This window comes from Streptomyces scabichelini, assembly GCF_011045015.1.
GTDB lineage: Bacteria > Actinomycetota > Actinomycetes > Streptomycetales > Streptomycetaceae > Streptomyces > Streptomyces scabichelini.
The window spans coordinates 1-22092 of record NZ_JAAKZY010000176.1; the positions used below are offsets into that span (position 1 = coordinate 1).

The 22092-nt window shown below is 69.9% G+C and carries 22 protein-coding genes; 14 read left to right on the forward strand and 8 right to left on the reverse strand.

Annotated elements, in window-relative coordinates; translation table 11 throughout:
* Positions 1-1106, forward strand: a 1106-nt coding sequence (locus G5C60_RS37800) for an acyl-CoA dehydrogenase family protein (protein ID WP_165266411.1), incomplete at its 5' end; no start/stop codon positions are given.
* A 223-nt stretch (positions 1107-1329) separates the two neighbouring features.
* Here G5C60_RS37800 and G5C60_RS37805 read toward each other — a convergent pair.
* Positions 1330-1770 carry a cell division protein SepF gene (locus tag G5C60_RS37805; protein WP_165266413.1) on the reverse strand — a complete coding sequence of 147 codons (441 nt, stop codon included), beginning with the start codon at positions 1768-1770 and terminating at the stop codon, positions 1330-1332.
* 637 nt (positions 1771-2407) lie between these two features.
* Between G5C60_RS37805 and G5C60_RS37810 the strand changes: the two genes are divergently transcribed.
* Positions 2408-3310, forward strand: a complete 903-nt coding sequence (locus G5C60_RS37810) for a trypsin-like serine protease (protein WP_165266415.1) — start codon at positions 2408-2410, stop codon at positions 3308-3310.
* 181 nt (positions 3311-3491) lie between these two features.
* Here the strand turns inward: G5C60_RS37810 and G5C60_RS37815 are convergent, their stop codons facing one another.
* A complete protein-coding gene (locus G5C60_RS37815) occupies positions 3492-4373 on the reverse strand; it encodes an alpha/beta fold hydrolase (RefSeq protein WP_338146046.1) in 882 nt (293 codons plus the stop codon).
* Positions 4374-4471: 98 nt separating this feature from the next.
* Here G5C60_RS37815 and G5C60_RS37820 point away from each other — a divergent pair, with 98 nt between their 5' ends.
* The 4 genes from G5C60_RS37820 (at position 4472) to G5C60_RS37835 (ending at position 11511) form a co-directional block, all read left to right on the forward strand.
* On the forward strand, positions 4472-5440 hold the full coding sequence (locus G5C60_RS37820; RefSeq protein ID WP_165266447.1) for a slipin family protein: 969 nt from the start codon (positions 4472-4474) through the stop codon (positions 5438-5440).
* 286 nt (positions 5441-5726) lie between these two features.
* Positions 5727-6809, forward strand: a complete 1083-nt coding sequence (locus tag G5C60_RS37825; RefSeq protein ID WP_165266419.1) for a S1 family peptidase — start codon at positions 5727-5729, stop codon at positions 6807-6809.
* Between the two features lie 224 nt (positions 6810-7033).
* The gene (locus G5C60_RS37830) at positions 7034-10537 is read left to right on the forward strand and encodes a DNA polymerase III subunit alpha (protein WP_165266421.1); all 3504 of its coding nucleotides are present in this window, start codon (positions 7034-7036) and stop codon (positions 10535-10537) included.
* A complete protein-coding gene (locus G5C60_RS37835) occupies positions 10534-11511 on the forward strand; it encodes a DNA polymerase Y family protein (protein ID WP_165266423.1) in 978 nt (325 codons plus the stop codon). Before G5C60_RS37830 ends, G5C60_RS37835 begins: the two co-directional genes overlap by 4 nt.
* 17 nt (positions 11512-11528) lie before the next feature.
* On the opposite strand, the gene G5C60_RS37840 is transcribed toward G5C60_RS37835, so the two are convergent.
* Positions 11529-11903, reverse strand: coding sequence for a cupin domain-containing protein (locus tag G5C60_RS37840; protein ID WP_165266425.1), 375 nt, complete (start codon positions 11901-11903; stop codon positions 11529-11531).
* Positions 11904-11998: 95 nt separating this feature from the next.
* On the opposite strand from G5C60_RS37840, the gene G5C60_RS37845 reads away from it, so the two are divergent.
* A complete protein-coding gene (locus G5C60_RS37845) occupies positions 11999-12445 on the forward strand; it encodes a MarR family transcriptional regulator (RefSeq protein ID WP_165266427.1) in 447 nt (148 codons plus the stop codon).
* Positions 12446-12537: 92 nt separating this feature from the next.
* A complete protein-coding gene (locus G5C60_RS37850) occupies positions 12538-13398 on the forward strand; it encodes an esterase/lipase family protein (RefSeq protein WP_165266429.1) in 861 nt (286 codons plus the stop codon).
* Positions 13399-13412: 14 nt separating this feature from the next.
* Here G5C60_RS37850 and G5C60_RS37855 read toward each other — a convergent pair whose 3' ends face one another.
* Together G5C60_RS37855 and G5C60_RS37860 are read right to left on the reverse strand one after the other, a co-directional pair.
* Positions 13413-14456, reverse strand: a complete 1044-nt coding sequence (locus G5C60_RS37855; protein WP_165266430.1) for a lytic polysaccharide monooxygenase auxiliary activity family 9 protein — start codon at positions 14454-14456, stop codon at positions 13413-13415.
* A gap of 155 nt (positions 14457-14611) precedes the next feature.
* The gene (locus G5C60_RS37860; protein ID WP_338146047.1) at positions 14612-15298 is read right to left on the reverse strand and encodes a response regulator; all 687 of its coding nucleotides are present in this window, start codon (positions 15296-15298) and stop codon (positions 14612-14614) included.
* A gap of 160 nt (positions 15299-15458) precedes the next feature.
* Here G5C60_RS37860 and G5C60_RS37865 point away from each other — a divergent pair, with 160 nt between their 5' ends.
* Genes G5C60_RS37865 through G5C60_RS37880 form a run of 4 tightly spaced genes read left to right on the forward strand, consistent with a single transcriptional unit; the run spans position 15459 to position 19007 of the window.
* Positions 15459-16442 carry a tripartite tricarboxylate transporter substrate-binding protein gene (locus tag G5C60_RS37865; protein ID WP_165266451.1) on the forward strand — a complete coding sequence of 328 codons (984 nt, stop codon included), beginning with the start codon at positions 15459-15461 and terminating at the stop codon, positions 16440-16442.
* Positions 16439-16984 (forward strand): tripartite tricarboxylate transporter TctB family protein, encoded by a 546-nt coding sequence (locus G5C60_RS37870; RefSeq protein ID WP_165266432.1) that lies wholly within the window; start codon positions 16439-16441, stop codon positions 16982-16984. The genes G5C60_RS37865 and G5C60_RS37870 overlap by 4 nt, the downstream gene beginning before the upstream one ends.
* 1 nt (position 16985) lies before the next feature.
* Positions 16986-18482 carry a tripartite tricarboxylate transporter permease gene (locus tag G5C60_RS37875; RefSeq protein ID WP_165266434.1) on the forward strand — a complete coding sequence of 499 codons (1497 nt, stop codon included), beginning with the start codon at positions 16986-16988 and terminating at the stop codon, positions 18480-18482.
* 60 nt (positions 18483-18542) lie between these two features.
* The gene (locus G5C60_RS37880) at positions 18543-19007 is read left to right on the forward strand and encodes a GNAT family N-acetyltransferase (RefSeq protein WP_165266436.1); all 465 of its coding nucleotides are present in this window, start codon (positions 18543-18545) and stop codon (positions 19005-19007) included.
* 75 nt (positions 19008-19082) lie between these two features.
* Here G5C60_RS37880 and G5C60_RS53360 read toward each other — a convergent pair whose 3' ends face one another.
* A complete protein-coding gene (locus G5C60_RS53360) occupies positions 19083-19217 on the reverse strand; it encodes a hypothetical protein (RefSeq protein ID WP_277611438.1) in 135 nt (44 codons plus the stop codon).
* Between the two features lie 176 nt (positions 19218-19393).
* Here G5C60_RS53360 and G5C60_RS37885 point away from each other — a divergent pair, with 176 nt between their 5' ends.
* Entirely contained in the window at positions 19394-20008 is a 615-nt protein-coding gene (locus tag G5C60_RS37885; RefSeq protein WP_165266438.1) for a class I SAM-dependent methyltransferase, read from the forward strand.
* Positions 20009-20017: 9 nt separating this feature from the next.
* On the opposite strand, the gene G5C60_RS37890 is transcribed toward G5C60_RS37885, so the two are convergent.
* Entirely contained in the window at positions 20018-20518 is a 501-nt protein-coding gene (locus tag G5C60_RS37890) for a ribonuclease FAU-1 family protein (protein WP_165266440.1), read from the reverse strand.
* Positions 20499-21419: a GNAT family N-acetyltransferase gene (locus tag G5C60_RS37895; RefSeq protein ID WP_165266442.1), complete on the reverse strand. Its 921-nt coding sequence runs from the start codon at positions 21417-21419 to the stop codon at positions 20499-20501. The genes G5C60_RS37890 and G5C60_RS37895 overlap by 20 nt, the downstream gene beginning before the upstream one ends.
* Positions 21420-21489: 70 nt before the next feature.
* Here G5C60_RS37895 and G5C60_RS37900 point away from each other — a divergent pair, with 70 nt between their 5' ends.
* Positions 21490-21870, forward strand: coding sequence for a GntR family transcriptional regulator (locus G5C60_RS37900; RefSeq protein WP_338146048.1), 381 nt, complete (start codon positions 21490-21492; stop codon positions 21868-21870).
* Positions 21871-22092 lie beyond the last annotated feature (222 nt).

Genomic DNA, 22092 nt, shown 5'->3' on the forward strand with positions numbered 1-22092 from the left:
TCCGGGAGACCGTGCGGGACTGGGCCGCGGACCGGGTGATGCCGTATGTGGCCGAGTGGTACGAGAAGGGGGAGTTGCCCGGAGTCCGGGAGCTGGCGCGGGAGTTGGGGGAGATCGGGGCGCTGGGGATGTCGCTCAGCGGGTATGGGTGCGCGGGTGCGAGTGCGGTGCAGTACGGGCTCGCCTGTCTGGAGCTGGAGGCCGCCGACTCCGGGATCCGGTCGCTGGTCTCCGTGCAGGGGTCGCTCGCCATGTACGCGATCCACCGGTTCGGGTCGGAGGAGCAGAAGCAGCGGTGGCTGCCGCGGATGGCCTCCGGCGAGGTCATCGGGTGCTTCGGGCTGACCGAGCCCGATCACGGGTCCGACCCGGGCTCCATGCGTACGTACGCCAAGCGGGACGGGACCGACTGGGTCCTGAACGGGCGCAAGATGTGGATCACCAACGGCTCGGTCGCCGGTGTCGCCGTTGTCTGGGCGGCGACCGACGACGGGATCCGTGGCTTCGTCGTGCCCACCGACAGCGCCGGTTTCTCCGCGCCCGAGATCAAGCACAAGTGGTCACTGCGGGCGTCGGTCACCAGTGAGCTCGTACTCGACGATGTGCGGCTGCCCGCCGATGCCGTACTGCCCGAGGTCAGCGGGCTGAAGGGGCCGCTCAGCTGCCTCTCGCACGCCCGTTACGGGATCGTGTGGGGCGCGATGGGCGCCGCGCGGTCGAGTTTCGAGGCGGCGGTCGAATACGCGAAGACCCGCGAGCAGTTCGGGCGGCCCATCGGCGGCTTCCAACTCACCCAGGCCAAGCTCGCCGACATGGCGGTCGAGCTGCACAAGGGGATTCTGCTCGCACACCATTTGGGGCGGCGGATGGACGCGGGACGGCTGCGTCCCGAGCAGGTCAGTTTCGGCAAGCTCAACAACGTACGAGAAGCGATCGACATCTGCCGTACCGCGCGCACGATCCTCGGCGCCAACGGGATCTCGCTCGAATACCCCGTGATGCGGCATGCCACGAATCTGGAATCGGTGCTGACCTATGAAGGCACCGTCGAGATGCACCAACTCGTGCTGGGCAAGGCGCTCACCGGCCTCGACGCGTTCAGGTAGGCCCGACAGGCCTGCGCGGCGCCGCGAGGAAGCCCTGGCGAGTGAGCCGAAGGGGCGCGCCTGTGTCGAGAGGGCATGGGGGTCCCCCCCGCGCGAGCGAAGCCGAGCGTGGGGGAGCGCGGAGGCCCCGACGAAGGAGGGGTTGAGCACGGTCGGCCTCTCGACACAGGCTTTAGCGTCCCGGAGGCGAACCGAGCCCAAAATAAGGGGGCGCGGCCTCGCCTCAGCTCTGATTGAAGAAACCGTCCGTGCGACGGGCCGTCGGCTCCCCGCTGACGATCTCGGTGTCGGCGGGGGTCAGCAGGAATACACGGTTCGACACGCGCTCGATCGAGCCGCGCAGGCCGAAGATCAGGCCGGCCGCGAAGTCGACGACGCGCTTGGCGTCGGCGGGCTCCATGGCCGTGAGGTTCATGATGACGGGGACGCCGTCGCGGAAGAGCTCGCCGATGCCACGGGCGTCCCGGAAGCTGTCCGGGGTGACCGTGCCGATCCGGCGGCCCTTCTCCTCGGCCGCCTCCGACGCCACCTTCACGCGCGGATCCGTGACCCAGGCATCCCGGGGCTCGGAGCCTTCGGCGTAGTCGTCGTCGTAGTAACGCTCGTCATCGTTGTTGTCGTCGACGAGGCCAAGCCAGGCACTCGCCTTGCGCACCGATCCCATGAACGCCTCCTCTCACAGCGGTCTTTCTGCTATCCGCATCCCTATCGTCGTCCATGATGCGGATGTCGCGCCAAGGGGATAGACGCCGCACGGGGGTTTCGTGACGGTACTGGTGCACAACGAATTAGTCGAGAGCCCGCGTTTCCCAAGGGTCTTGCCGCGTACGGCTGCTGACTGTGAGTGAAATATGATTCTTCACGGCGTATGGGTGACGGGCGGGGCGTACGGGTGAACGAGGTGGTCGAAACGAGGCCGCGCGGTTCGTTCTGACGGAGGCTCAGGTCGAGCGTCGGCTGCGGGGCGACTTCCGGACATCACCTGGTGGTGGGTGGGAGCCCTTCGCCAGTGATGTGCGGCATCTGCCCTTTCTCGTCCCCCGGGAATACCCTGAGCGCGTCGATTGCCGCGGGGGAGTGCAATCCGCTCTCTGACCTGAGCAATCTCCTCAGGGCGTACGCAAGTTGAACGCTGCACGGCCGAAAGGCACTCTTGCGCAGGTCGGCCGCGCGGTCGACTATTCCACCCAGCGCCTGTCAGGGACACAGCGTGTTCGGAATCCGGACGCGTGTCTCTGGCTGCGCCTCACGGGCCCCGACCCCACACGGGCCCCCTACTTCCCAATGTGGAGGAACGAAAAGTGAGGACCAAGCGCACCACCCCCCGCAGCGGCATAGCGAGACGGACCCGGCTGATCGCCGTGGGCACCGGACTCGTGGCCGCGGCCGCCGTCACCGTCCCCAACGCGAACGCGAGCGACGCACAGACCTTCAGCACGGCCGAACTCAAGAAGGCCGGCTCCTCGGTGCTCCAGGCCGATGTACCGGGCACCGCCTGGGCGGTCGACTCCAAGAACGACAAGGTACTCGTCACCGTCGACAGCACCGTCTCCGACGCGGAGATAGCGAAGATCAAGAAAGCGGCGGGCAGCAACGCCGGCGCCCTTGAGATCAAGCACACTCCGGGCAAGTTCAGCAAGCTCATCCAGGGCGGCGACGCCATCTATGCGAGTAGCTGGCGCTGCTCCCTCGGCTTCAACGTCCAGAACAGCAGCGGTACGCAGTTCTTCCTGACCGCCGGTCACTGCACCGACGGCGCGGGCACCTGGTACTCCAACTCCGGCCGCACCACGGTCATCGGCTCGACCACCGGCTCCAGCTTCCCGGGCAACGACTACGGCATCGTGCGGTACTCCGGGTCCGTCAGCAGGCCCGGCACCGCGAACGGCGTCAACATCACCCGCGCGGCCACGCCCAGCGTGGGCACCACCGTCATCCGTGACGGCTCCACCACCGGTACGCACAGCGGCCGGGTCACCGCCCTGAACGTGAGCGTCAACTACGGCGGCGGCGACGTCGTGGGCGGCCTGATCCAGACCACGGTCTGCGCCGAGCCCGGCGACTCCGGCGGCTCGCTCTACGGCAGCAACGGCACCGCGTACGGTCTGACCTCCGGCGGCAGCGGCAACTGCTCCTCCGGTGGCACCACCTTCTTCCAGCCGGTCACCGAGGCCCTGAGCGCCTACGGGGTCAGCGTCTACTGATCGGCGCGCAAGGCACGTAAAGCATGAAGGCACGTAAAGCACGAAGGCTCGTAAGGCACGAAGGCTCGTAAGAGCACCGCACTCGCATTACCCGACCTGCAGCCAGCAGTGGACGAGCCTCCGCACGCACGTGTGGTGCGGGGGCTCGTCCTTGCTCACGCCCGCCCGCGTTGGGGCAACGTCAGCTCGCGGTCCGCGGCGTCGGGCACAGCCAGTCGAGTACGTCAGGAAGGGCCTCCAGGGCCGCGAAGTGACCGGCCTCCGGGTCCAGGACGGGGCGGGCGCGGGGGATGTGCTCGGCCAGCCACTCGAAGTGGCCCACCGGGGAGAAGGCGTCCTGGGCGCCGTGCCACAGCAGTACGGGGCGGGTGATCGCCGCCGGGGCGAAGCCCCAGTGGCTCAGCAGGGCGAGGTCGTCGTCGATCCAGCCGTACGCCGAACTGCGCAGCGCCTCGCGGAACGTGCGCAGCAGCATCTCGCTGACGGCGGGCCTGGAGATGACCCGCCGGTCGGAGTCGGTGAGGCCGTCGCGGATCGACACGAGAAGCTGGGCCGGGTCCTTGCGGATCGCGGAAGCCCGCGCGGAGATGCGTTCCGCGAAGTCCAGCGGGTCGGTCAGGGCCTGGGTGAACTCCTCGACGTTGGACTCGGCCATCCCGTCGAACCAGCTCAGCCCCTCGGCGTCGGGCGGTGCGAGACTCATCATCGCCGCCACGCGCCGCACCCGGCTCGGCAGCAGCGCCGCGCAGGCCAGTGCGTGCGGGGCGCCGCCCGAGCGGCCGAGCACCGAGAAGCGGCCGAGTTTCAGCGCATCGGCCACCGCGGCCACGTCCCGCGCGGCGTGCGCCACCCGGCGGCCGGGGCCGCGGTCCGAGTCCCCGTACCCCGGGCGGTCGTACGCGATGAACCGCACCCCGGGGCGCGCGGCCACCAGATCCTGCGGCACCGCCCCGTACCGGCAGCCCGGTGTGCCGTGCAGCAGCACCACCGGCGTGCCGTCCGGATCGCCCCACTCCTCGATCGCCAGCCACCGTCCGTCCCGCATCCGAATGCCGTTCGGCACCTGCGTCCTCCATCTCCCCTTCGCGTCCGCGCCGGAGTTACCGTCGAGGTACATGAAGTACACACCTGATGCGCCCGATACGGACCCTGGGGGTCGTAATGATCGAGGAGCTGGTGGCGGCGGGAGTGACTCTCGGATCCGTCGGAGCGGTGTATGTGATGGCGGCGGCCCGCGTCGTCAAGCAGTACGAACGGGGTGTGGTGCTCCGGCTCGGCAAGCTGCGATCCGAAGTGCGCGGGCCCGGATTCACCATGATCGTGCCCTTCGTGGACCGGCTCCAGAAGGTCAACATGCAGATCGTGACGATGCCGGTGCCCGGGCAGGAGGGCATCACGCGGGACAACGTGACGGTGCGCGTGGACGCCGTCGTCTACTTCAAGGTGGTGTCCGCCGCCGACGCGGTCATCCGGGTCGAGGACTACCGGTTCGCGGTGGCGCAGATGGCGCAGACGTCGCTGCGCTCCATCATCGGCAAGAGTGAGCTGGACGATCTGCTCTCCAACCGCGAAAAGCTCAACCAGGGGCTGGAGCTGATGATCGACAGCCCGGCCGTGGAGTGGGGTGTCTCCATCGACCGCGTCGAGATCAAGGACGTATCGCTGCCGGAGACGATGAAACGGTCCATGGCACGGCAGGCGGAGGCCGACCGTGAGCGGCGGGCCCGGGTCATCAACGCCGACGCCGAGTTGCAGGCCTCCAAGAAGCTGGCGGAGGCAGCCGGAGTGATGTCCGACCAGCCCGCCGCGCTTCAACTGCGGCTGCTGCAGACCGTGGTGGCGGTCGCGGCCGAGAAGAACTCCACGCTCGTGCTGCCCTTCCCGGTGGAGCTGCTGCGCTTCCTGGAGCGTGCGCAGCAGCCGGCGGCGGCGCCTTCCCAGGAGCAGCCGTCCCTGCCCTCCCCGGAGATGTTCGCCCAGCTTCAGCGGCTGTTGTCGCAGTCCCAGCAGCAGTTGTCGGAGGCGAAGGAGTCGTCCTCCGAGCCGGAGCAATCGGTGCGAGAGCAACTACCGTCCGTCCCCGAACCGTTCGATCTGGACGCCGGAGGGTCGAAATCCGGACAGGGCTAGACCTCACAGAATGCCCATAGTTACTCGCTCGTAGTGTTTGCTGCGGGAACTGACATGGTGTTTATTCCGGCGGGTCAACGCGCGTCAACCTGCGGGGGGCGCACGCTTGTTGCCGCGTGCGCGTCCTGAAGTAGGCCTTGTGTGCTCCCCGTAAGAATCGGGATAGTGGTCGACGTCCGCTGGCGTGGACGTGGCATTTTTTGTCTGTCGTGTCCATGCCCGTACATCTTGCGGTCGCGAGGGCCCCCACAGCCGTCGCGGCCGACCCCCCACAGGAGGACGTGAGTTGAAGCACCGACGCATACCCAAGCGGCGTGCCGCCGTGGCAGGTGCGGGCATCGCCGCACTGGTCGCCGCGGGAGTCACCTTCCAGTCCGCGAACGCGAGTGAGACCACGGCCGCACCCACGCCCGAGACCCTCTCGGTCAAGGCGGCCGGAAAGCTCGCCTCGACGCTCGGCAAGGACCTCGGCGCCGAGGCGGCGGGAACGTACTACGACGCAAAGGCCAAGAACCTCGTCGTGAACGTGCTCGACAAGGCCGCGGCCGACGCCGTCGAGTCGGCGGGAGCCAAGGCGAGAATCGTCGAGAACTCCCTCGCCGAGTTGAAGAGCGCCCGTACGACGCTGAAGCAGGACGCGACGATCCCCGGCACCTCGTGGGCGACCGACCCGGCCACCAACAAGATCGTCGTCACCGCGGACCGCACGGTCAAGGGCGCGAAGATGGCCCAGCTGACCGAGGTCGTCGAGAAGCTCGGCGCGAAGGCCGAACTCAAGACCACCAAGGGCGAGTTCAAGAAGTTCATCGCCGGCGGTGACGCGATCACCGGTGGCGGCAGCCGCTGTTCGCTCGGCTTCAACGTGGTTCAGGGCGGGGAGCCGGCCTTCCTGACCGCCGGGCACTGCACCGAGGCGATCACCAGCTGGTCGGACGCGGACGGCAACGTGATCGGCGAGAACGCGGACTCCAGCTTCCCGGAAAACGACTACGGCCTGGTCAAGTACACCGCGGACGTGGAGCACCCGAGCGAGGTGAACCTCTACGACGGCACCGCCCAGGAGATCACGGGCGCGGCCGAGGCCACCGTCGGCATGGAGGTCATTCGCAGCGGTTCCACGACCCAGGTGTCCGACGGCACGGTCACCGGCCTTGACGCCACCGTGAACTACGGCGGCGGCGACGTCGTCAACGGGCTCATCCAGACCGACGTCTGCGCCGAGCCCGGTGACAGCGGCGGCTCGCTCTTCTCGGGCAGCGACGCGATCGGCCTCACCTCCGGCGGCAGCGGCGACTGCACCTCCGGCGGCGAGACCTTCTTCCAGCCGGTCACGGAGGCCCTTGAGGCCACCGGCACCGAGATCGGCTGACGGCTCCACCGGCTCGGTCAGTCCCGTCCCCGCGCTGCCCGCGCGGGGGCGGGACTTTCGCGTTTCGTGACGTTTGCGCAGGTGGGGCGGGTTCCAGTGGATGTCGCACAGGCGGGATGCAGATGTCGTACACACGTTCGAGAATTGGTCTATGGTGGGGGTGAGAGGGCAGGGAATGAACGTTCGAGGGCTGGCGTGGGAGCCCACCGGGAGTGGAGGTGCGCGTGCCGGACTTCACGCATCTGCACACCGTTTCCGGGTTCTCCCTGCGCTATGGAGCTTCCCACCCGGAGCGGCTGGCCGAGCGCGCCTCCGAGCGCGGTATGGACGCCCTCGCGCTCACCGACCGGGACACCCTCGCGGGTGCGGTCCGGTTCGCCAAGGCCTGTGCCGCCGAGGGCGTACGTCCGCTGTTCGGAGCGGAGCTCGCGGTGGCTCCGCCGGAGGAGTCCGCGGGGCGGGCGCGGCGGCGCACTCCCGTACGCGGCGGTGCCTTCATCGACGAGTCGACACCTCGCGTGACCTTCCTCGCCCGGGATGGTGCGCTCGGCTGGGCCGATCTCTGCAGAATCGTTACTGCATCGCATGCGGGGGACGACACGCAGGGAAGCCCGCCCCTGCTGCCCTGGGCCGACAACCACGCCGAGGGTCTGACCGTCCTGCTCGGCCCCGACTCCGACGTGGGCCGTGCGCTCGCCGCGGGCCGTCCCGACCGGGCCGCGAAGCTGCTCGCCCCCTGGCGGGAGATCTACGGTGACGCCCTGCGCCTCGAAGCCGTCTGGCACGGCCGCGAGGGCACAGGACCCGGCTCGCTGCGCCTCGCCGCCCGCACCGTCGGCTTCGCCGCCGAGCAGCGGCTGCGCCCGGTGCTCAGCAACGCCGTCCGGTACGCCGACCCGGGCATGGGCCCGGTCGCCGACGTGCTGGACGCCGCCCGCCGCCTCGTGCCCGTCGACCCCCGCAAGCTGGACAGCGGCGAGGCCTGGCTCAAGGGCGCGGACGCCATGCTCGATGCCGCCGAACGGATCGTCGAGGCCGCCGGCTACCGCCGCGACACCGCGCACCGCCTGCTGGAACAGACCCGGTCCACGGCCGCCGAATGCCTCGTCGACCCCGAGGACGACCTCGGCATCGGCGCCGTCCACTTCCCCGAACCGCATCTCGTCGGCGCAGGCCGCCGCACCGCACAGCGCGTGCTGGCCTCGCGCGCGGCGGCGGGCATGGTGCTGCGCGGCTACGACTCACGGCGCGCGTACTGGGAGCGGATGCACCAGGAACTCGACATCATCGCCCACCACAACTTCGCCACCTACTTCCTGACGGTCGCCGAAGTCGTCGACGACGTACGGAAGATGGGCATCCGGGTCGCCGCGCGCGGCTCCGGCGCCGGGTCCCTCGTCAACCACCTCCTCGGCATCGCGCACGCGGACCCCGTCGAGAACGGGCTGCTGATGGAACGGTTCCTGTCCAAGCGCCGCGCGGTCCTGCCCGACATCGACATCGACGTCGAGTCCGCGCGCCGGCTCGAGGTCTACCGCGCGATCATCGACCGGTTCGGCACCGAGCGCGTCGCGACCGTCGCCATGCCCGAGACCTATCGCGTACGGCACGCCATCCGCGACGTCGGCGCCGCCCTCTCCATGGACCCGGCCGACATCGACCGGATCGCCAAGTCCTTCCCGCACATCCGCGCCCGCGACGCCCGCGCGGCCCTGGACGAACTGCCCGAACTCAAGGCCCTGGCGGGGGAGAGGGAGCGGTACGGGAAGCTGTGGGAGCTGGTCGAAGCCCTCGACGCCCTGCCGCGCGGAGTCGCCATGCACCCGTGCGGGGTCCTGCTCTCCGACGCCTCCCTCCTTTCCCGTACGCCGGTCATGCCGACCAGCGGCGAGGGGTTCCCCATGGCGCAGTTCGACAAGGACGACGTCGAGGATCTCGGGCTGCTCAAACTCGATGTGCTGGGCGTGCGGATGCAGTCCGCGATGGCGCACGCCGTGGCGGAGGTGAAGCGGGCGACGGGGGCGTCCGTGGACCTGGACGCGGTACCTCCGGACGACCCGGCGACGTATGAACTCATCCGGTCCACCGAGACGCTGGGCTGCTTCCAGATCGAGTCGCCGGGCCAGCGGGACCTGGTCGGCAGGCTTCAGCCCGCGACCTTCCACGATCTCGTGGTCGACATCTCACTCTTCCGCCCCGGGCCGGTCGCCGCCGACATGGTGCGGCCGTTCATCGCGGCGCGGCACGGCCGGGCACCGGCCCGCTATCCGCACCAGAACCTGGAGAAACCGCTGCGGGAGACGTACGGAGTCGTGGTCTTCCACGAGCAGATCATCGACATCGTGCACATCATGACCGGCTGCGGACGCGACGAGGCCGACCAGATCCGGCGCGGCCTTTCCGATCCTGAGCTGCAGGGACGGATCCGCCTGTGGTTCGCGCGGCACGCGGCCGCGAAGGGCTACTCCACGGAGACGATCGCGCACGCCTGGGAGATCCTCGAGGCCTTCGGGTCGTACGGCTTCTGCAAGGCGCACGCGGTCGCCTTCGCCGTACCGACGTACCAGTCGGCGTGGCTGAAGGCCCATCACCCGGCTGCCTTCTACGCCGGGTTGCTCACGCACGACCCCGGGATGTATCCGAAGCGGCTGCTGCTCGCGGACGCGCGGCGGCGCGGGGTGCCGGTCCTGCCGCTGGACGTGAACAAGTCGGCGGTCGCCCACCGTATCGAACTGGTGTGCGGGGAAAGGGGTTCGCCGGACCGGTGGGGCCTGCGGCTGGCCCTCTCCGACGTACACGGCATCAGCAAGGCCGAGGCGACGCGGATCGCGGACGGGCAGCCGTACGCCTCCCTGCTCGACTTCTGGGAAAGGGCCCGCCCGAGCCGTCCGCTGGCCGGGCGGCTCGCGCAGGTCGGCGCGCTGGACGCGTTCGGCGCCAACCGGCGTGATCTGCAACTGCACCTGGCGGAGCTGCACCGGGGCGCGCGGGGCGGGCGCGGGGCCCAACTCCCCTTGTCCGGCGGCCGGAACACCGCCTCCGCCGGGCTGCCCGACCTCGACGACGCGGAACGGCTCAGCGCCGAGCTCGGTGTGCTCTCCATGGACGCCTCCCGCAATCTGATGGACGACCACCGGGAGTTCCTGGACGAGCTGGGCGTGGTCACGGCGCGCCGGCTGCGGGAGGCGCGGCACGGCGAGACGGTCCTGGTCGCGGGCGCCAAGGCGGCCACTCAGACGCCGCCGATCCGCTCCGGCAAGCGGGTCATCTTCACCACGCTTGACGACGGCACCGGCCTTGTCGACCTCGCCTTCTTCGACGACTCCCACGACGCGTGCGCCCACACCGTCTTCCACTCCTGGCTCCTGCTCGTACGCGGTGTGGTCCAGCGCCGCGGCCCGCGCAGCCTCAGCGTGGTCGGCTCGGCGGCCTGGAATCTCGCCGACCTGGTGGAACTGCGGTACGAGGAAGGGCTGGACGGAGTGGCGCTGAGGCTGGCGGAGCCGAACGGGGAGACCGGGGACGACGGGAAGTCCGGGGAAGACGGGAAAGCCGGGGAAGACGGAGTTCCTGAGGGCTCCCGGGGCGAGGGAGATTCGACGGGCGACCGTCGAATCCATATGCCCACGGGATACGAAATGCATCCGTGGGCGGATCTGCGCCCGGCGGGCGAAGGGCCCGCGAGCGGAAGGAAGTTGTGGCACCAGAGTCCGGGGAGTGCGGGATGACCATCCTCTGTGTACGTTTTCAGCTGCCTCCGATGTACGAGGCCGCTCTGCCCCAACTCCTCGGCATGCTCGAGGAGTTCACCCCCGTGGTCGAGGCGCTGCCGCCCGACGGCGCACTGCTGGACCTGCGGGGCGCCGAGCGGTACTTCAAGCGGGATGTCGTCGAACTGGCCTCGCTGATACGGGTGCGGGCGCTGGCCTGGTACGGGGTCGAGTGCGCGATCGGGGCCGGGCCCGGACCGATGTTCGCGCGCATGGCCCTGCGCGGCACCAGGCCCGGGGTGACCAGCGTCGTGCCCGAAGAACCCGACGCCCTCGCGGAGTTCCTGGACGAACAGCCGGTCACGGCGCTCCCCGGCGTCGGCGCCGCCACCGCCCGCACCCTGTGCGAGTACGGCCTCGACACCGTCGGCAAGGTCGCCGCCGCGCCCCTGTCGACGCTGCAACGGCTCACCAGCACCCGTACCGGCCGCGAACTGCACGAGAAGGCGCAGGGCATCGACCGCGGCCGGGTCGTACCGAACGCCGTCTCCCGCTCCCTCGCCGCGGAACGCCCCTTCCCGCGCGACGAGTTGGACCCGGCCCGGCACCGGCGCGCCCTGCTCTCCGCCACCGAGGAACTGGGTGCCCGGCTGCGCGCCCTGGAGAAGGTGTGCCGGACCCTCACCCTCACCGTGCGCTACGCCGACCGGTCCATGACCACCCGCAGCCGTACGCTCCCCGAGCCGACCGCCCACTCCCCGGCACTCACCGACGCCGCGTACCGCATGTACGAGGCGCTCGGCCTCCAGCGCGCCCGGGTCCGCGGGATCGCCCTGCGCGCCGAGGGTCTTGAACCCGCCGAGCAGGCCTCGCACCAGCTCACCTTCGACCCGGTGGACGAGAAGGCCCGCCGTATCGAGGAGGTGGCGGACAAGGCGCGGGCGAAGTTCGGTCCGCGGGCGGTGATTCCGGGGACGCTGGCCTTAGCGTAAGTCCCTTTATAGAAGGGTCAGTTGGCCCACGGCGGGCTGATGCGGCTGCCGTCGGCCAGTTCCGCCTCCAGGCCGATGGAGGTGGTGACCCAGGAGAACGCGGTCCGGTCGGTGGGGTTCTCGACGCGGAGCGTGTTGCCCGGGTTGATGATCACGGTGTCACCCGCGGTGATCCGTTCGGTGTGGCCGTCGAGGGTGATCAGCAGTTCGCCGTCGAGCAGATGGAAGATCTCCTCGCGGTTGACGGTGTGCGCGGGAGCTTTGGTCCCCGCGGGGATCTCGCCCCGCCAGGCGCACAGTTCCTTGCTGCCGGTGAGGGGAGTGGCGTACGAGACGAAGCGGGCGCCGTGGATCTCATGGGTCACGGCTTCGGACGAGCGGACGACGGGCATGGCATGCCTCCGATGGCCAGAAAGGTCAAGCTGCTTGACTATATGCCTATGGTCAAGCAGCTTGACCAAGTCGTCAAGGGTGTTTCAATGCATGCGTGCACAACTCCGAGGCCATAACCCTGTCCGCCGCTCTGCTCGCCGTCGCGGGCGAGCTCACGCGGCGTATCCATGACGGGGTGGAGGCCCGTGGTTTCGAAGGGCTGAGGCCCGCGCACGGCTTCGCCTTCACCCGGCTCGCCCCGGACGGCGCCACGGTCACCGAACTCGCCGCGCATCTGGGCGTGACGAAGCAGGCCGCGAGTCAGCTTGTCGACGAGATCGTGCGCAAGGGTTATGCCGAGCGGCGGCCGCATCCCGATGACGCGCGCGCCCGGCTGATCGTGCTGACCGAGCAGGGGTGGGCCTGTACGCGCGCCGCGGAGGAGGCGGCCGCCGAGGCCGTGCGGCCGTGGGTCGAACTGCTCGGCGAGCCTGAAGTCCGCGCGCTGCGTGAGCGTTTGCTGCGCATCACGCCCTATGGGCCTATCAGGCCCACCTGGTGACGGTTCAACAGTACGCGTCGTCACTTCGCCCTTGCAGTACCGGCTCGTAACTTGGCGGTCCCAACTCCCTTGAGCCGCAAGGAGATCATCCGATGCCGCCTTGGAAGCGCCTGCCCGGATCCCTGGCCACGCTGCTGCTGACCGTCTCAGTCACCGTCGTCCCTGCCGAGGCCGCCGAGGCTGCCGACGCCCCGGGCAAGGGCTGGAACGACTACTCCTGCAAGCCGTCCGCCGCCCATCCCCGACCCGTCGTCCTCGTCCACGGCACCCTCGGGAACTCCGTGGACAACTGGCTGGCCCTCGCGCCGTACCTGAAGAATCGCGGCTACTGCGTCTTCTCGCTCGACTACGGACAACTGCCCGGCGTCCCGCTCCTTCACGGCCTCGGCCCGATCGACGAGTCGGCGGAGCAGCTCCAGGCTTTCGTCGACAAGGTGCTCGCCGCGACCGGCGCCGCCGAGACCGACCTCGTCGGCCACTCGCAGGGCGGCATGATGCCCCGCCACTACGTGAAATTCCTGGGCGGAGCCGCCAAGGTGAACGCCCTCGTCGGCCTCGGGCCCAACAACCACGGCACCACCCTGAGCGGCCTAGCCGATCTGCTGCCGTACTTCCCCGGCGCGGGCGAGCTGCTGTCCAAGGCCACGCCGGGCATCGCCGACCAGATGGCCGGCTCCGCCTTCCTGGCCAAGCTCAACGTGGGCGGCGACACGGTGCCGGGTGTCGACTACACGGTCATCGCCACCAAGTACGACAAGGTGGTCACGCCGTACCGTTCGCAGTTCCTCGACGGGCCGAACGTACGCAACGTCCTGGTCCAGGACCGGTGCGCGGTCGACTTCTCCGAGCACGTGACGATCGGCGGTTTCGACCGCATCGCGTACCACGAGGTGACGAACGCCCTGGATCCGGCGCACGCCACCCCGACCACTTGTGCCTCTGTCGCCGGCTAGCGGCGAAGGGGCGCTCAGCGGCTGTGTCGGCCGCCGCCACTCACCGCACGACGGCGGACCGAGGCGAACAGGGCCGCGGCGCCGATCGCCAGGGCGGCCGCCCCGCCGACGGCGATGTACGGGGTGGTGCTGTCGCCGCCGGTCTCGGCGAGGTTCTCGCTGCCGCCGGCGGGCTGTTGCACGGGATCGGAGGCGTCGTTCGTCTCCGGCTCGTTGGCGGAGCCGGTGGCCGCCTTGGTGTCCGCCGCCGGCGTGCTCGTCTCGTCGCCGCTGTCGCCCCCGTGGCCGTTGTGGTCCACCGAGGACTCGTCGGCGCCGTCCTTGATCTCCTGGTCGGACGGAGCGGACGCGGCCGGGGCCGGAGCAGTGCCGGCTCCGGCTCCGGCTCCGGATCCGGATCCAGCTCCGGAACCGCCGGTGTCCTTGCCGAAGACCACGTCCGAGCAGGTGTAGAACGCCTCGGGGGAGTCCGAGCGCTGCCAGATGGAGTAGATCAGGTGGCGGCCGGACTTCGCGGGAACCGTGGCGTCGAAGACGTACTCGCCGTTGGCCAGTTGGGGGTCGGTGACCTTCGCGAACGGCTTCTCCTCCAGGTCCGACCACTTCAGCGGCTGCGTGGGGTCGTAGCCGTCCTTGGTGACGTACAGCTCGAAGGAGCCCTTGTGCGGGGCGGTCGCCTTGTAGCGGAAGGTGTGGTTCCCGGAGGTGAGCGGGGAGGACGGCCAGTCGGCGCGGGGCAGGTCGAGCCCCTTGTACTTGTCGCGGCCCGCGCTGCACAGCTTGCTGTCGGGGATCACCTGTTGATGGTTGCCCGCCGCGTCGGCGATGTTGACCTCGTTCCAGTCGTACAGCGGCTGGGTGCCGCCCGCCGCGACCAGTGCCTTGCAGGCCGCCGAGTCCGGGTTCTCCGGGCCCTCCGCGAAGCAGGCGGAGATGCGGCTCACCGGGTCCGTCATCGAACCGTGCGCGAAGGCCGGCGCGGCGGCCAGCGCGGTCAGGGCGAGCGGGGCGACACCGGCCGCGACGACTATGGCGGCGGTCTTGCGGCGAGCAGTCATCAGGGGGTCTCTCCTCGAAACGCTCGGGGGGTGGGCGATCAGCAAGCTAGCCCCTCGAAACCGTGAAATCCCCTGCTGGGAGCGGGTGATGGCGATCCTTATGCTCGCGTTAAGGGAGCGCTCAGACTGCGATCAGGTCGGCCGCCGGCAGAGGGTCAGCCCACCCAGCGATAGCGCCGCTCCGGCCGCCCCGCCCCTCCGTACCGAAGCGTCACCTCGGCCCGTCCCGTGTCCGCGAAGTACTCCAGATAGCGGCGGGCGCTCACCCGCGACAGGGTGCCCTCCTGGGCGCACTCCGAGGCGGACAGGCCCTCCGGATGCGCGCGCAGGGTGCGCGCGACCAGCTCCGCGGTGTGGGCCGCGAGCCCCTTGGGCAACTCGCGCGAACCGGGCGGACGCGTGCCGAAGATCTGGTCGACGTCCTCCTGGCGGGCCTCGTCGAGCCCGTCCAGACGGGCACGCAACGCGGCGACGTGGTGCAACTGCTCCTGCAGCGCGGCCCGGTTGAACGGCTTGAGCAGATAGTGCAGGGCGCCGCCGCGCAGCGCCGCCCGCACCATCTCGGCGTCCCGGGCCGCCGTGATGAACAGGACGTCCACCGGTTCCCGCCCCGGATCGCGTTCCTCCGCGGCGCGCAGCTCGCGCAGTACGCCGATGCCGTCCATGTCGGGCAGATAGACGTCGAGGAGTACGAGGTCGGGGCGCAGCCGCTCCACCGCGCGCAGCGCTTCGGCGCCGCTGTGCGCCACTCCGACGACCGTGAACCCGTCCGTCGTGGACACATACCGGCTGTGCAGTTTGGCGACCATGAAGTCGTCATCCACGACCAGCACCTTTGTCACGGCCGCAGGCTAAGCGCGTGACCACAAGGACCACAACATCCGTTGGTTCCGGAAGGGAGACAGCTCGTTAACACGCGGGCAACATGTGGGCCACCTCACACCCCACAGGGCTCTCCGTACCGAACCGTACTCATCGACGTACCGACAGGTGGTGGCTCACGTGCGCCTGCGCACTCCCCTGGCCCTGCTCGGGGCCGCCGTTCTCCTGCTCGCGGGACCGCCGCTGCTCACCACGGGCAGCGGCGCCGAGACCGGCACCAAGATCCCCGGCCTGCGCTTCATGGTCCCCAACACACCCGGCGGCGGCTACGACATCACGGCCCGTACGGCCGCCAAGAACGCCGAGGACGCCGGACTCACCCACAACATCGAGGTGTTCAACCTGCCCGGCGCCGGCGGCACCGTCGGCCTGACGCGGCTCGTCGGCGAGCACGGCAACGGCAAGCTCGCCATGTCCATGGGCCTCGGTGTCGTGGGGGCCGCCCGCTCCAACCACGCGCCCAAGACCCTCGCCGACACCACCCCGATCGCCCGGCTCACCGAGGAGCAGGACGTCGTCGTGGTCGCCAAGGACTCCCCGTACAAGACCATCGACCAGCTGATCGAGGCCTGGAAGAAGAACCCGGGCAAGCTGCCCGTCGGCGGCGGTTCCTCGCCCGGCGGGCCCGACCATCTGGCGCCGATGCTGATGGCGCGCGCGGCCGGGATCGCCCCGAAGAACGTCAACTACGTGCCCTTCGACGGCGGTGGCGAGCTGCTCGCCTCGATCCTCGGCAACAAGGTCGCGTTCGGGGTCTCGGGCGTCGGCGAGTACCTCGACCAGATCAAGTCGGGGGAGCTGCGGCTGCTCGCGGTCACGGGACCCGAAAGGGTTCCCGACCTCGACGCGCCCACGCTCAAAGAGGCCGGGTACGACGTGAACTTCACCAACTGGCGCGGCATCGTCGCCCCGCCAGGACTCTCCGAGGCGGAGCGCGACAAGCTCACCGGGCTGATCCGGGAACTGCACGACTCCCCGGAGTGGCAGAAGTCGCTGAAGCAGAACGGCTGGGACGACGCCTTCCTGACCGGTGACAAGTTCGGAGCGTTCCTGGACGCCCAGGACAAGCGCGTGGTGTCCGTACTGAAGGAGCTGGGGCTGTGACCACCACGACCGAAACCCCCGACACTCCCGGGACGGATGCGCAGGAGCGCCGGTCCTGGCTGCGTGAGCACTCCGAACTCGGCGTCTGCGTCCTGCTGCTGGCCCTCGGCGTGCTCGTCCTCACCGACGCGCTCACCATGGATGTCGACATCGCCCAGCGCGGCCCCATCGGACCGAAGACCGTACCGATCGTCGTTGGCATCGGCCTGCTTGTCATCGCCGCTCTGCTCGCCGTCGACGTACTGCGCGGCGGACGCGGCCAGGCCGAGACCGGCGAGGACATCGACCTCTCCGAACCCGCCGACTGGCGCACGGTGTCGCTCCTGGCCGGGATCTTCCTCGCCAGCGCCGTCCTCATCGAACCGCTCGGCTTCCCCATCGCCGGTGCCCTGCTCTTCTGGGGAGCCGCCTTCGCACTCGGCAGCCGGCGCATCGACCGCGACCCGCTGATCGCCGCCGTGCTCTCCCTCGTCACCTACGCCGTCTTCAACAACCTGCTCGGAGTGCCGCTGCCCGGCGGACCGCTGATGGGAGTGCTGTGACATGGATGCCCTCAACTCCCTTCTGGACGGCTTCGGTACGGCTCTGACCCCGCTGAACCTGCTGTGGGCGGCCATCGGCGTGCTCCTCGGTACGGCCATTGGCGTGCTGCCCGGCATCGGGCCCGCGATGGCGGTCGCGCTGCTGCTCCCGGTGACGTACGGGCTCGACCCGATCGGCGCCTTCATCATGTTCGCGGGCATCTACTACGGCGCGATGTTCGGCGGCTCCACGACCTCGATCCTCCTCAACACACCCGGCGAGAGCGCCGCCGTGGTCGCGGCCATGGAGGGCAACCCGATGGCCAAGTCGGGGCGCGGCGCGCAGGCGCTCGCGGCCGCCGCCATCGGCCACTTCGCGGGCGGCATGATCGGCACGATCCTGCTGGTCGCGCTCGCCCCGACGGTCGCCGACCTCGCCGTGGACATCGGCGCGCCCGACTACTTCGCCATCATGGTGCTCGCGTTCATCGCCGTGACCTCCGTGCTCGGTTCGTCGCGGATCCGAGGCCTGGCGTCTCTGCTGATCGGACTCACGCTCGGCCTGGTCGGCCTGGACCAGATGACCGGCCAGCAGCGCCTCACCTTCGGCTCGCTCCAACTCGCCGACGGCATCGACGTGGTGATCGTCGCGGTCGGCCTCTTCGCGATCGGCGAGGCCCTGTGGGTCGCCGCCCACCTGCGGCGCAGGCCTCCCGAGCCGATCCCCGTGGGGCGCCCGTGGCTGGGGCGGGCCGATGTGAACCGGACCTGGAAGTCCTGGCTGCGGGGCCCGGCCATCGGCTTCCCGTTCGGCGCGATCCCGGCGGGCGGCGCGGAGATCCCCACCTTCCTCTCGTACGTCACGGAAAAGCGCCTGTCGAAGCACAAGGACGAGTGGGGCAAGGGCGCCATCGAAGGCGTGGCGGGACCGGAGTCGGCGGCGTCGGCCTCGGCGGCGGGCACACTGGTGTCGATGCTGACCCTCGGCCTGCCGACCACGGCGGTCGCGGCAGTCATGCTCGCCGCCTTCCAGCAGTACGGCATCCAGCCGGGCCCCCTCCTCTTCGAGCGCGAACCCGACCTGGTGTGGGGCCTGATCGCCTCCCTGTTCGTCGGCATGGTGCTGCTGCTCGCGCTCAACCTGCCGCTGGCTCCGGTGTGGGCGAAGCTGCTGCGCATTCCGCGGCCGTATCTGTACGCGGGGATCATGTTCTTCGCGGCCGTGGGCGCGTACGCGGTCGGCGGCGAGGTCATCGACCTCGTGACCCTGCTGATCATCGGCCTCATCGGATTCGGCATGCGACGTTACGGCCTGCCGATCCTGCCCGCCGTCATCGGCGTCATCCTCGGCCCCAACGCCGAACAACAGCTGCGGCGCGCCCTCCAGATCAGCGACGGCAGCGTCTCGGGCCTGGTCGACACGCCCTTCACGATCACGGTGTACGCCGTGATCCTGCTGATCCTCGGCTGGCCGCTGCTGAAGAAACTGGTCGTGCGACGACGCAGCGTTCAGGCATAGCGTCCGTTCGGACACAGCGTCCGTTCGGGCATAGCGTCCGTTCGGGCATAGCGTCCAGGTATGACCGACGACATCCGTCCCGCCGAAATCCGTCTCGCCGAAGCCGGCGACGAACCCGCCGTGAAGACCGTGATCGACGCGGCGTTCCAGCCCTACATCGAGCGCATCGGGGTCGTACCCGTGCCGATGGAGGCGGATCATGCGGCGAACATCGCGGCGGGGCGGGTGTACGTCACCGGAGATCCGGTCGTCGGTCTCCTCGTCCTTGAGGAGCACGACGACCATCTCTACCTCGACGTCATCGCCGTCCACCCGGACGCCCACGGGCAGGGCATCGGGCGGCGACTCCTCGCGTTCGTGGACGCACGCGCGCGTGCGCTCGCACTGCCCGAGATCAGGCTCTACACGAACGCGATGATGTGGGAGAACCAGAAGATCTACCCGAAGTGCGGGTACGAACTCATGGAGCGTCGCGCGGAGGGGCCGTACGACCGGCTCCACTACCGCAAGCGGCTGTCGCCCTGACGGTTCTCATGTCTGGCGGTTCTCATGTCTGGAGCTTTGGAGCTCTGGAGCTCTGAGCTCTGGGGCCCGGCCGGGTCAGCCGTCCGGCCACCAGGTGCGTTGGATGTCCTTTCGGACCTCCGGGCGCTCGGCGGTGCGTTCGTCGGCCTCGTCCCGCACCCGGCGGGAGTCCGACTTCTTCAGGGGCTTGTGCATGGTCACACGGCGCATGGCTGCCTCCTCGGGTCTACCGGGTTCCGCGGTTGTACGGAGGTAGACCGTTCCCGGGAGCGTGACTCATCGGTGGCCGCCTGTCAGTGGCGGGGGTCACGCCCCGGCCTGCGGTGCCAGTGGCGGTCGTCACGCTCGCGCCCCGCGTTGTCAGTGGTGGCTGTCACTCTGGGCACATGACGAGCAACCGTGAGAGCGAGACATGGGCCGACGTCGACTGGGACGCCGAGTCCGCCACTTTCGACGACGAGCCCGACCACGGCCTGCGCGACCCCGCCGTGCGCGAGGCCTGGGCGGCCCGATTGCGCGGCTGGCTGCCGCGCGGCCCGTCCGACGTGCTGGACCTGGGCTGCGGCACCGGCAGCCTGTCACTCCTCGCGTCCGAGCAGCGCCACCGGGTCACCGGAGTGGACCTCTCGCCCCGCATGGTCGACCTCGCCCGCGCCAAACTGGCCGGCCGTGACGCGGCCTTCCTCGTCGGGGACGCGGCCGCTCCGCCGGTCGGCGAGCAGCGCTTCGACGTGGTGCTCGTCCGTCACGTGCTGTGGACGCTGCCCGATCCCGAGCGTGTCCTGCGGCACTGGCGCGGTCTGCTCCGCCCCGGTGGGCGGCTCGTCCTGATAGAGGGCGTGTGGGGGACGGTGAGTCCGGTCGGCATACCCGCCGACCGGTTGACCGCCCTGCTCGCGCCCCTGATGCGGGACGTGCGGGTGGAGCGGTTGTCGGACGAGGCGCTGCTGTGGGGGCGGGAGGTGGAGGACGAGCGGTACGCGGTGGTGGCGGTGGTCTGAGCCGTTCCCCTAGTCGAGGAGCGCGTCGAAGCCGTTGCCGCGGGCCAGGAGTTCCAGCTCGTCCAGGGCGGCCGTCGCGGCCGACGCGGCGTCGGGGTCCCTCTCCGCCAGGCCGCTCTCCGCGAACTCGTCCTCGTCCAGGCGCAGTACGGTCGTGCCGTCCGCGGAGCGCCACAGGTCCAGGTCGAGGTCCTCGACGATCAGTTTGGTGCCGGAGACCGTGACCGGGCGGGTGATGTCGCTGTACCAGCCCTTCAGTACGCCCTCGGCGTCGCGGACCTCCTTCACGGCGTACCAGCGGTCGCGCCAGTAGTACTCCGTGAAGACGTCACCGGACTCGAAGCGTACGAATCCGAAGTCGCGGACGCCTTCGCCCGCCCACGGGGCACGGACGGTGATCCGGGTGCCGTCGTCGTCGAGCAGGTCGGCGGCGTAACGGATCTTCGTACGGCCGCCCTTGACGAGGACGACCTCCAGGCGGCCGGCCGGCTCAGCCGAGCTCGCGGACATGGTTCACCTCCGTGGCGCAGATCTCGTAGCCGAACCACTTGTTGATCGCGAGCATAGGGCCGTTTCCGGAGTCGTTGCCCGTGAACGCCTCCGTGTAGCCGGCGGCTCGGGCGCGGTACAGGGAGTCGTTCTTGGCGAGCTTGGCCAGGCCGCGGCCGCGGAAGGCACGGGCGGTGCCCGTCATGACGGTGCCGTACCGGGTGCCGCCGTCGGTGCGGGCCGCGCTGAAGGCGGCCGGGCGGCCGTCTACGACGGCGACGGTGGTCAGCTCGTGGCTGAGCAGAGGGTGGTTCCAGGTCTCCCTGAGCCAGGCCTCGTAGTCCGTGAACTCGTGCGCGATGTCGCTCGGTTCGTCGGCCAGCGTCTCCGCGTCCAGGGCGAACAGGGGGCGCGGGTCGTCCGCGAAGTCGGTGGCGGGGCGCAGCTCGACGCCCGCGGGCGGCTCCTGGAGAGGCGGCAGCGTGCCGTTCGCCAGGTCGAGGCGGAGGAAGTGCGCGGAGCGGCTCGCGCGGTAGCCGCGCCTCTCGGCGAAGGCGCGGTTCGTGGCGGTGTCCATGACCCAGGCGAAGAGCGTCGTCGCGTCGAGGGCGCCGAGGCGCTCCTCCGCTGTGCGCACGAGCAGGGAGCCCGCGCCGCGGCCCTGCCGCTCCGGGTGCACGTACACGGTCAGGGATCCCTGGCCCGGCTTGGGGCTGTCGTACACGATGCCGACTTGGGCCGTGCCGATGAGTTCGCCGTCCTCCTCGGCGACCAGCGGCTGGAAGTGGGCGTCCGGGTGGGCGTGCGCGACGTCGTAGGCGATCGACTCGGCCGTGCAGAGCATGAAGGGGAGGGCCAGTTGCCGGGTGCGGGCGAAGCCCTCGGCGTCTGTCGGGCGGAAGTCGCGGACGATCACTGTCATGAGGCCGAACGGTACGTGTGGGGTGTGGTCGGGTGCCTCTCATTTTCGTGGGGTGCGGGACAATCACTGCGTGACGTTGAAGATCGACATCGATGACGGTTCGGGGGTCGCGCCCTATGAGCAGGTGCGGGCCCAGATTTCCGAGCAGGCGCGGGCGGGGTTGTTGCCGGTGGGGTATCGGCTGCCCACCGTGCGGGGGCTCGCCGAGTCGCTCGGGCTCGCGGCGAATACGGTCGCCAAGGCGTATCGGGCGTTGGAGTCGGATGGGGTGATCGAGACGCGGGGCCGCAACGGAACGTTTGTCGCGTCCGCGGGTTCGGCGGCTGAGCGGGAGGCGGCGTCTGCGGCTCGGGCTTATGCCGAGCGGGTTCGGCGGCTTGGGCTCGCCGAGGGGGTGGCGCTTGACGCCGTTCGGGATGCGCTGCGCGCGGCTTACGGGGACCGAGGGTAGTTGTCGGCTGCAGCGCCGTCGTGGCTGGTCGCGCAGTTCCCCGCGCCCCTAAAAGCAAAAGCCTGCGCCCCGACGAACCCCGCACCTGCCCACCGGCGGGAGGGGTCGTGGGTCGGTGCGTCGTATGCCCGTCGCGTAGGTTCGGTCTCAGGCCACCCGCACCGTGTACCACCACCGGGCCGTATGCCCACCCTGCGACGGGCTGACGCACCGGCCCACGAC

Bases quoted from the DNA above. Each gene is read 5' to 3' on its own strand.
- G5C60_RS37805 (WP_165266413.1), bottom strand. From the start codon at position 1,770: ATGGGATCGGTGCGCAAGGCGAGTGCCTGGCTTGGCCTCGTCGACGAC.
- G5C60_RS37820 (WP_165266447.1), top strand. From the start codon at position 4,472: ATGATCGAGGAGCTGGTGGCGGCGGGAGTGACTCTCGGATCCGTCGGA.
- G5C60_RS37835 (WP_165266423.1), top strand. From the start codon at position 10,534: ATGACCATCCTCTGTGTACGTTTTCAGCTGCCTCCGATGTACGAGGCC.
- G5C60_RS37840 (WP_165266425.1), bottom strand. From the start codon at position 11,903: ATGCCCGTCGTCCGCTCGTCCGAAGCCGTGACCCATGAGATCCACGGC.
- G5C60_RS37850 (WP_165266429.1), top strand. From the start codon at position 12,538: ATGCCGCCTTGGAAGCGCCTGCCCGGATCCCTGGCCACGCTGCTGCTG.
- G5C60_RS37855 (WP_165266430.1), bottom strand. From the start codon at position 14,456: ATGACTGCTCGCCGCAAGACCGCCGCCATAGTCGTCGCGGCCGGTGTC.
- G5C60_RS37875 (WP_165266434.1), top strand. From the start codon at position 16,986: ATGGATGCCCTCAACTCCCTTCTGGACGGCTTCGGTACGGCTCTGACC.
- G5C60_RS37880 (WP_165266436.1), top strand. From the start codon at position 18,543: ATGACCGACGACATCCGTCCCGCCGAAATCCGTCTCGCCGAAGCCGGC.
- G5C60_RS53360 (WP_277611438.1), bottom strand. From the start codon at position 19,217: ATGCGCCGTGTGACCATGCACAAGCCCCTGAAGAAGTCGGACTCCCGC.
- G5C60_RS37885 (WP_165266438.1), top strand. From the start codon at position 19,394: ATGACGAGCAACCGTGAGAGCGAGACATGGGCCGACGTCGACTGGGAC.
- G5C60_RS37890 (WP_165266440.1), bottom strand. From the start codon at position 20,518: ATGTCCGCGAGCTCGGCTGAGCCGGCCGGCCGCCTGGAGGTCGTCCTC.
- G5C60_RS37895 (WP_165266442.1), bottom strand. From the start codon at position 21,419: ATGACAGTGATCGTCCGCGACTTCCGCCCGACAGACGCCGAGGGCTTC.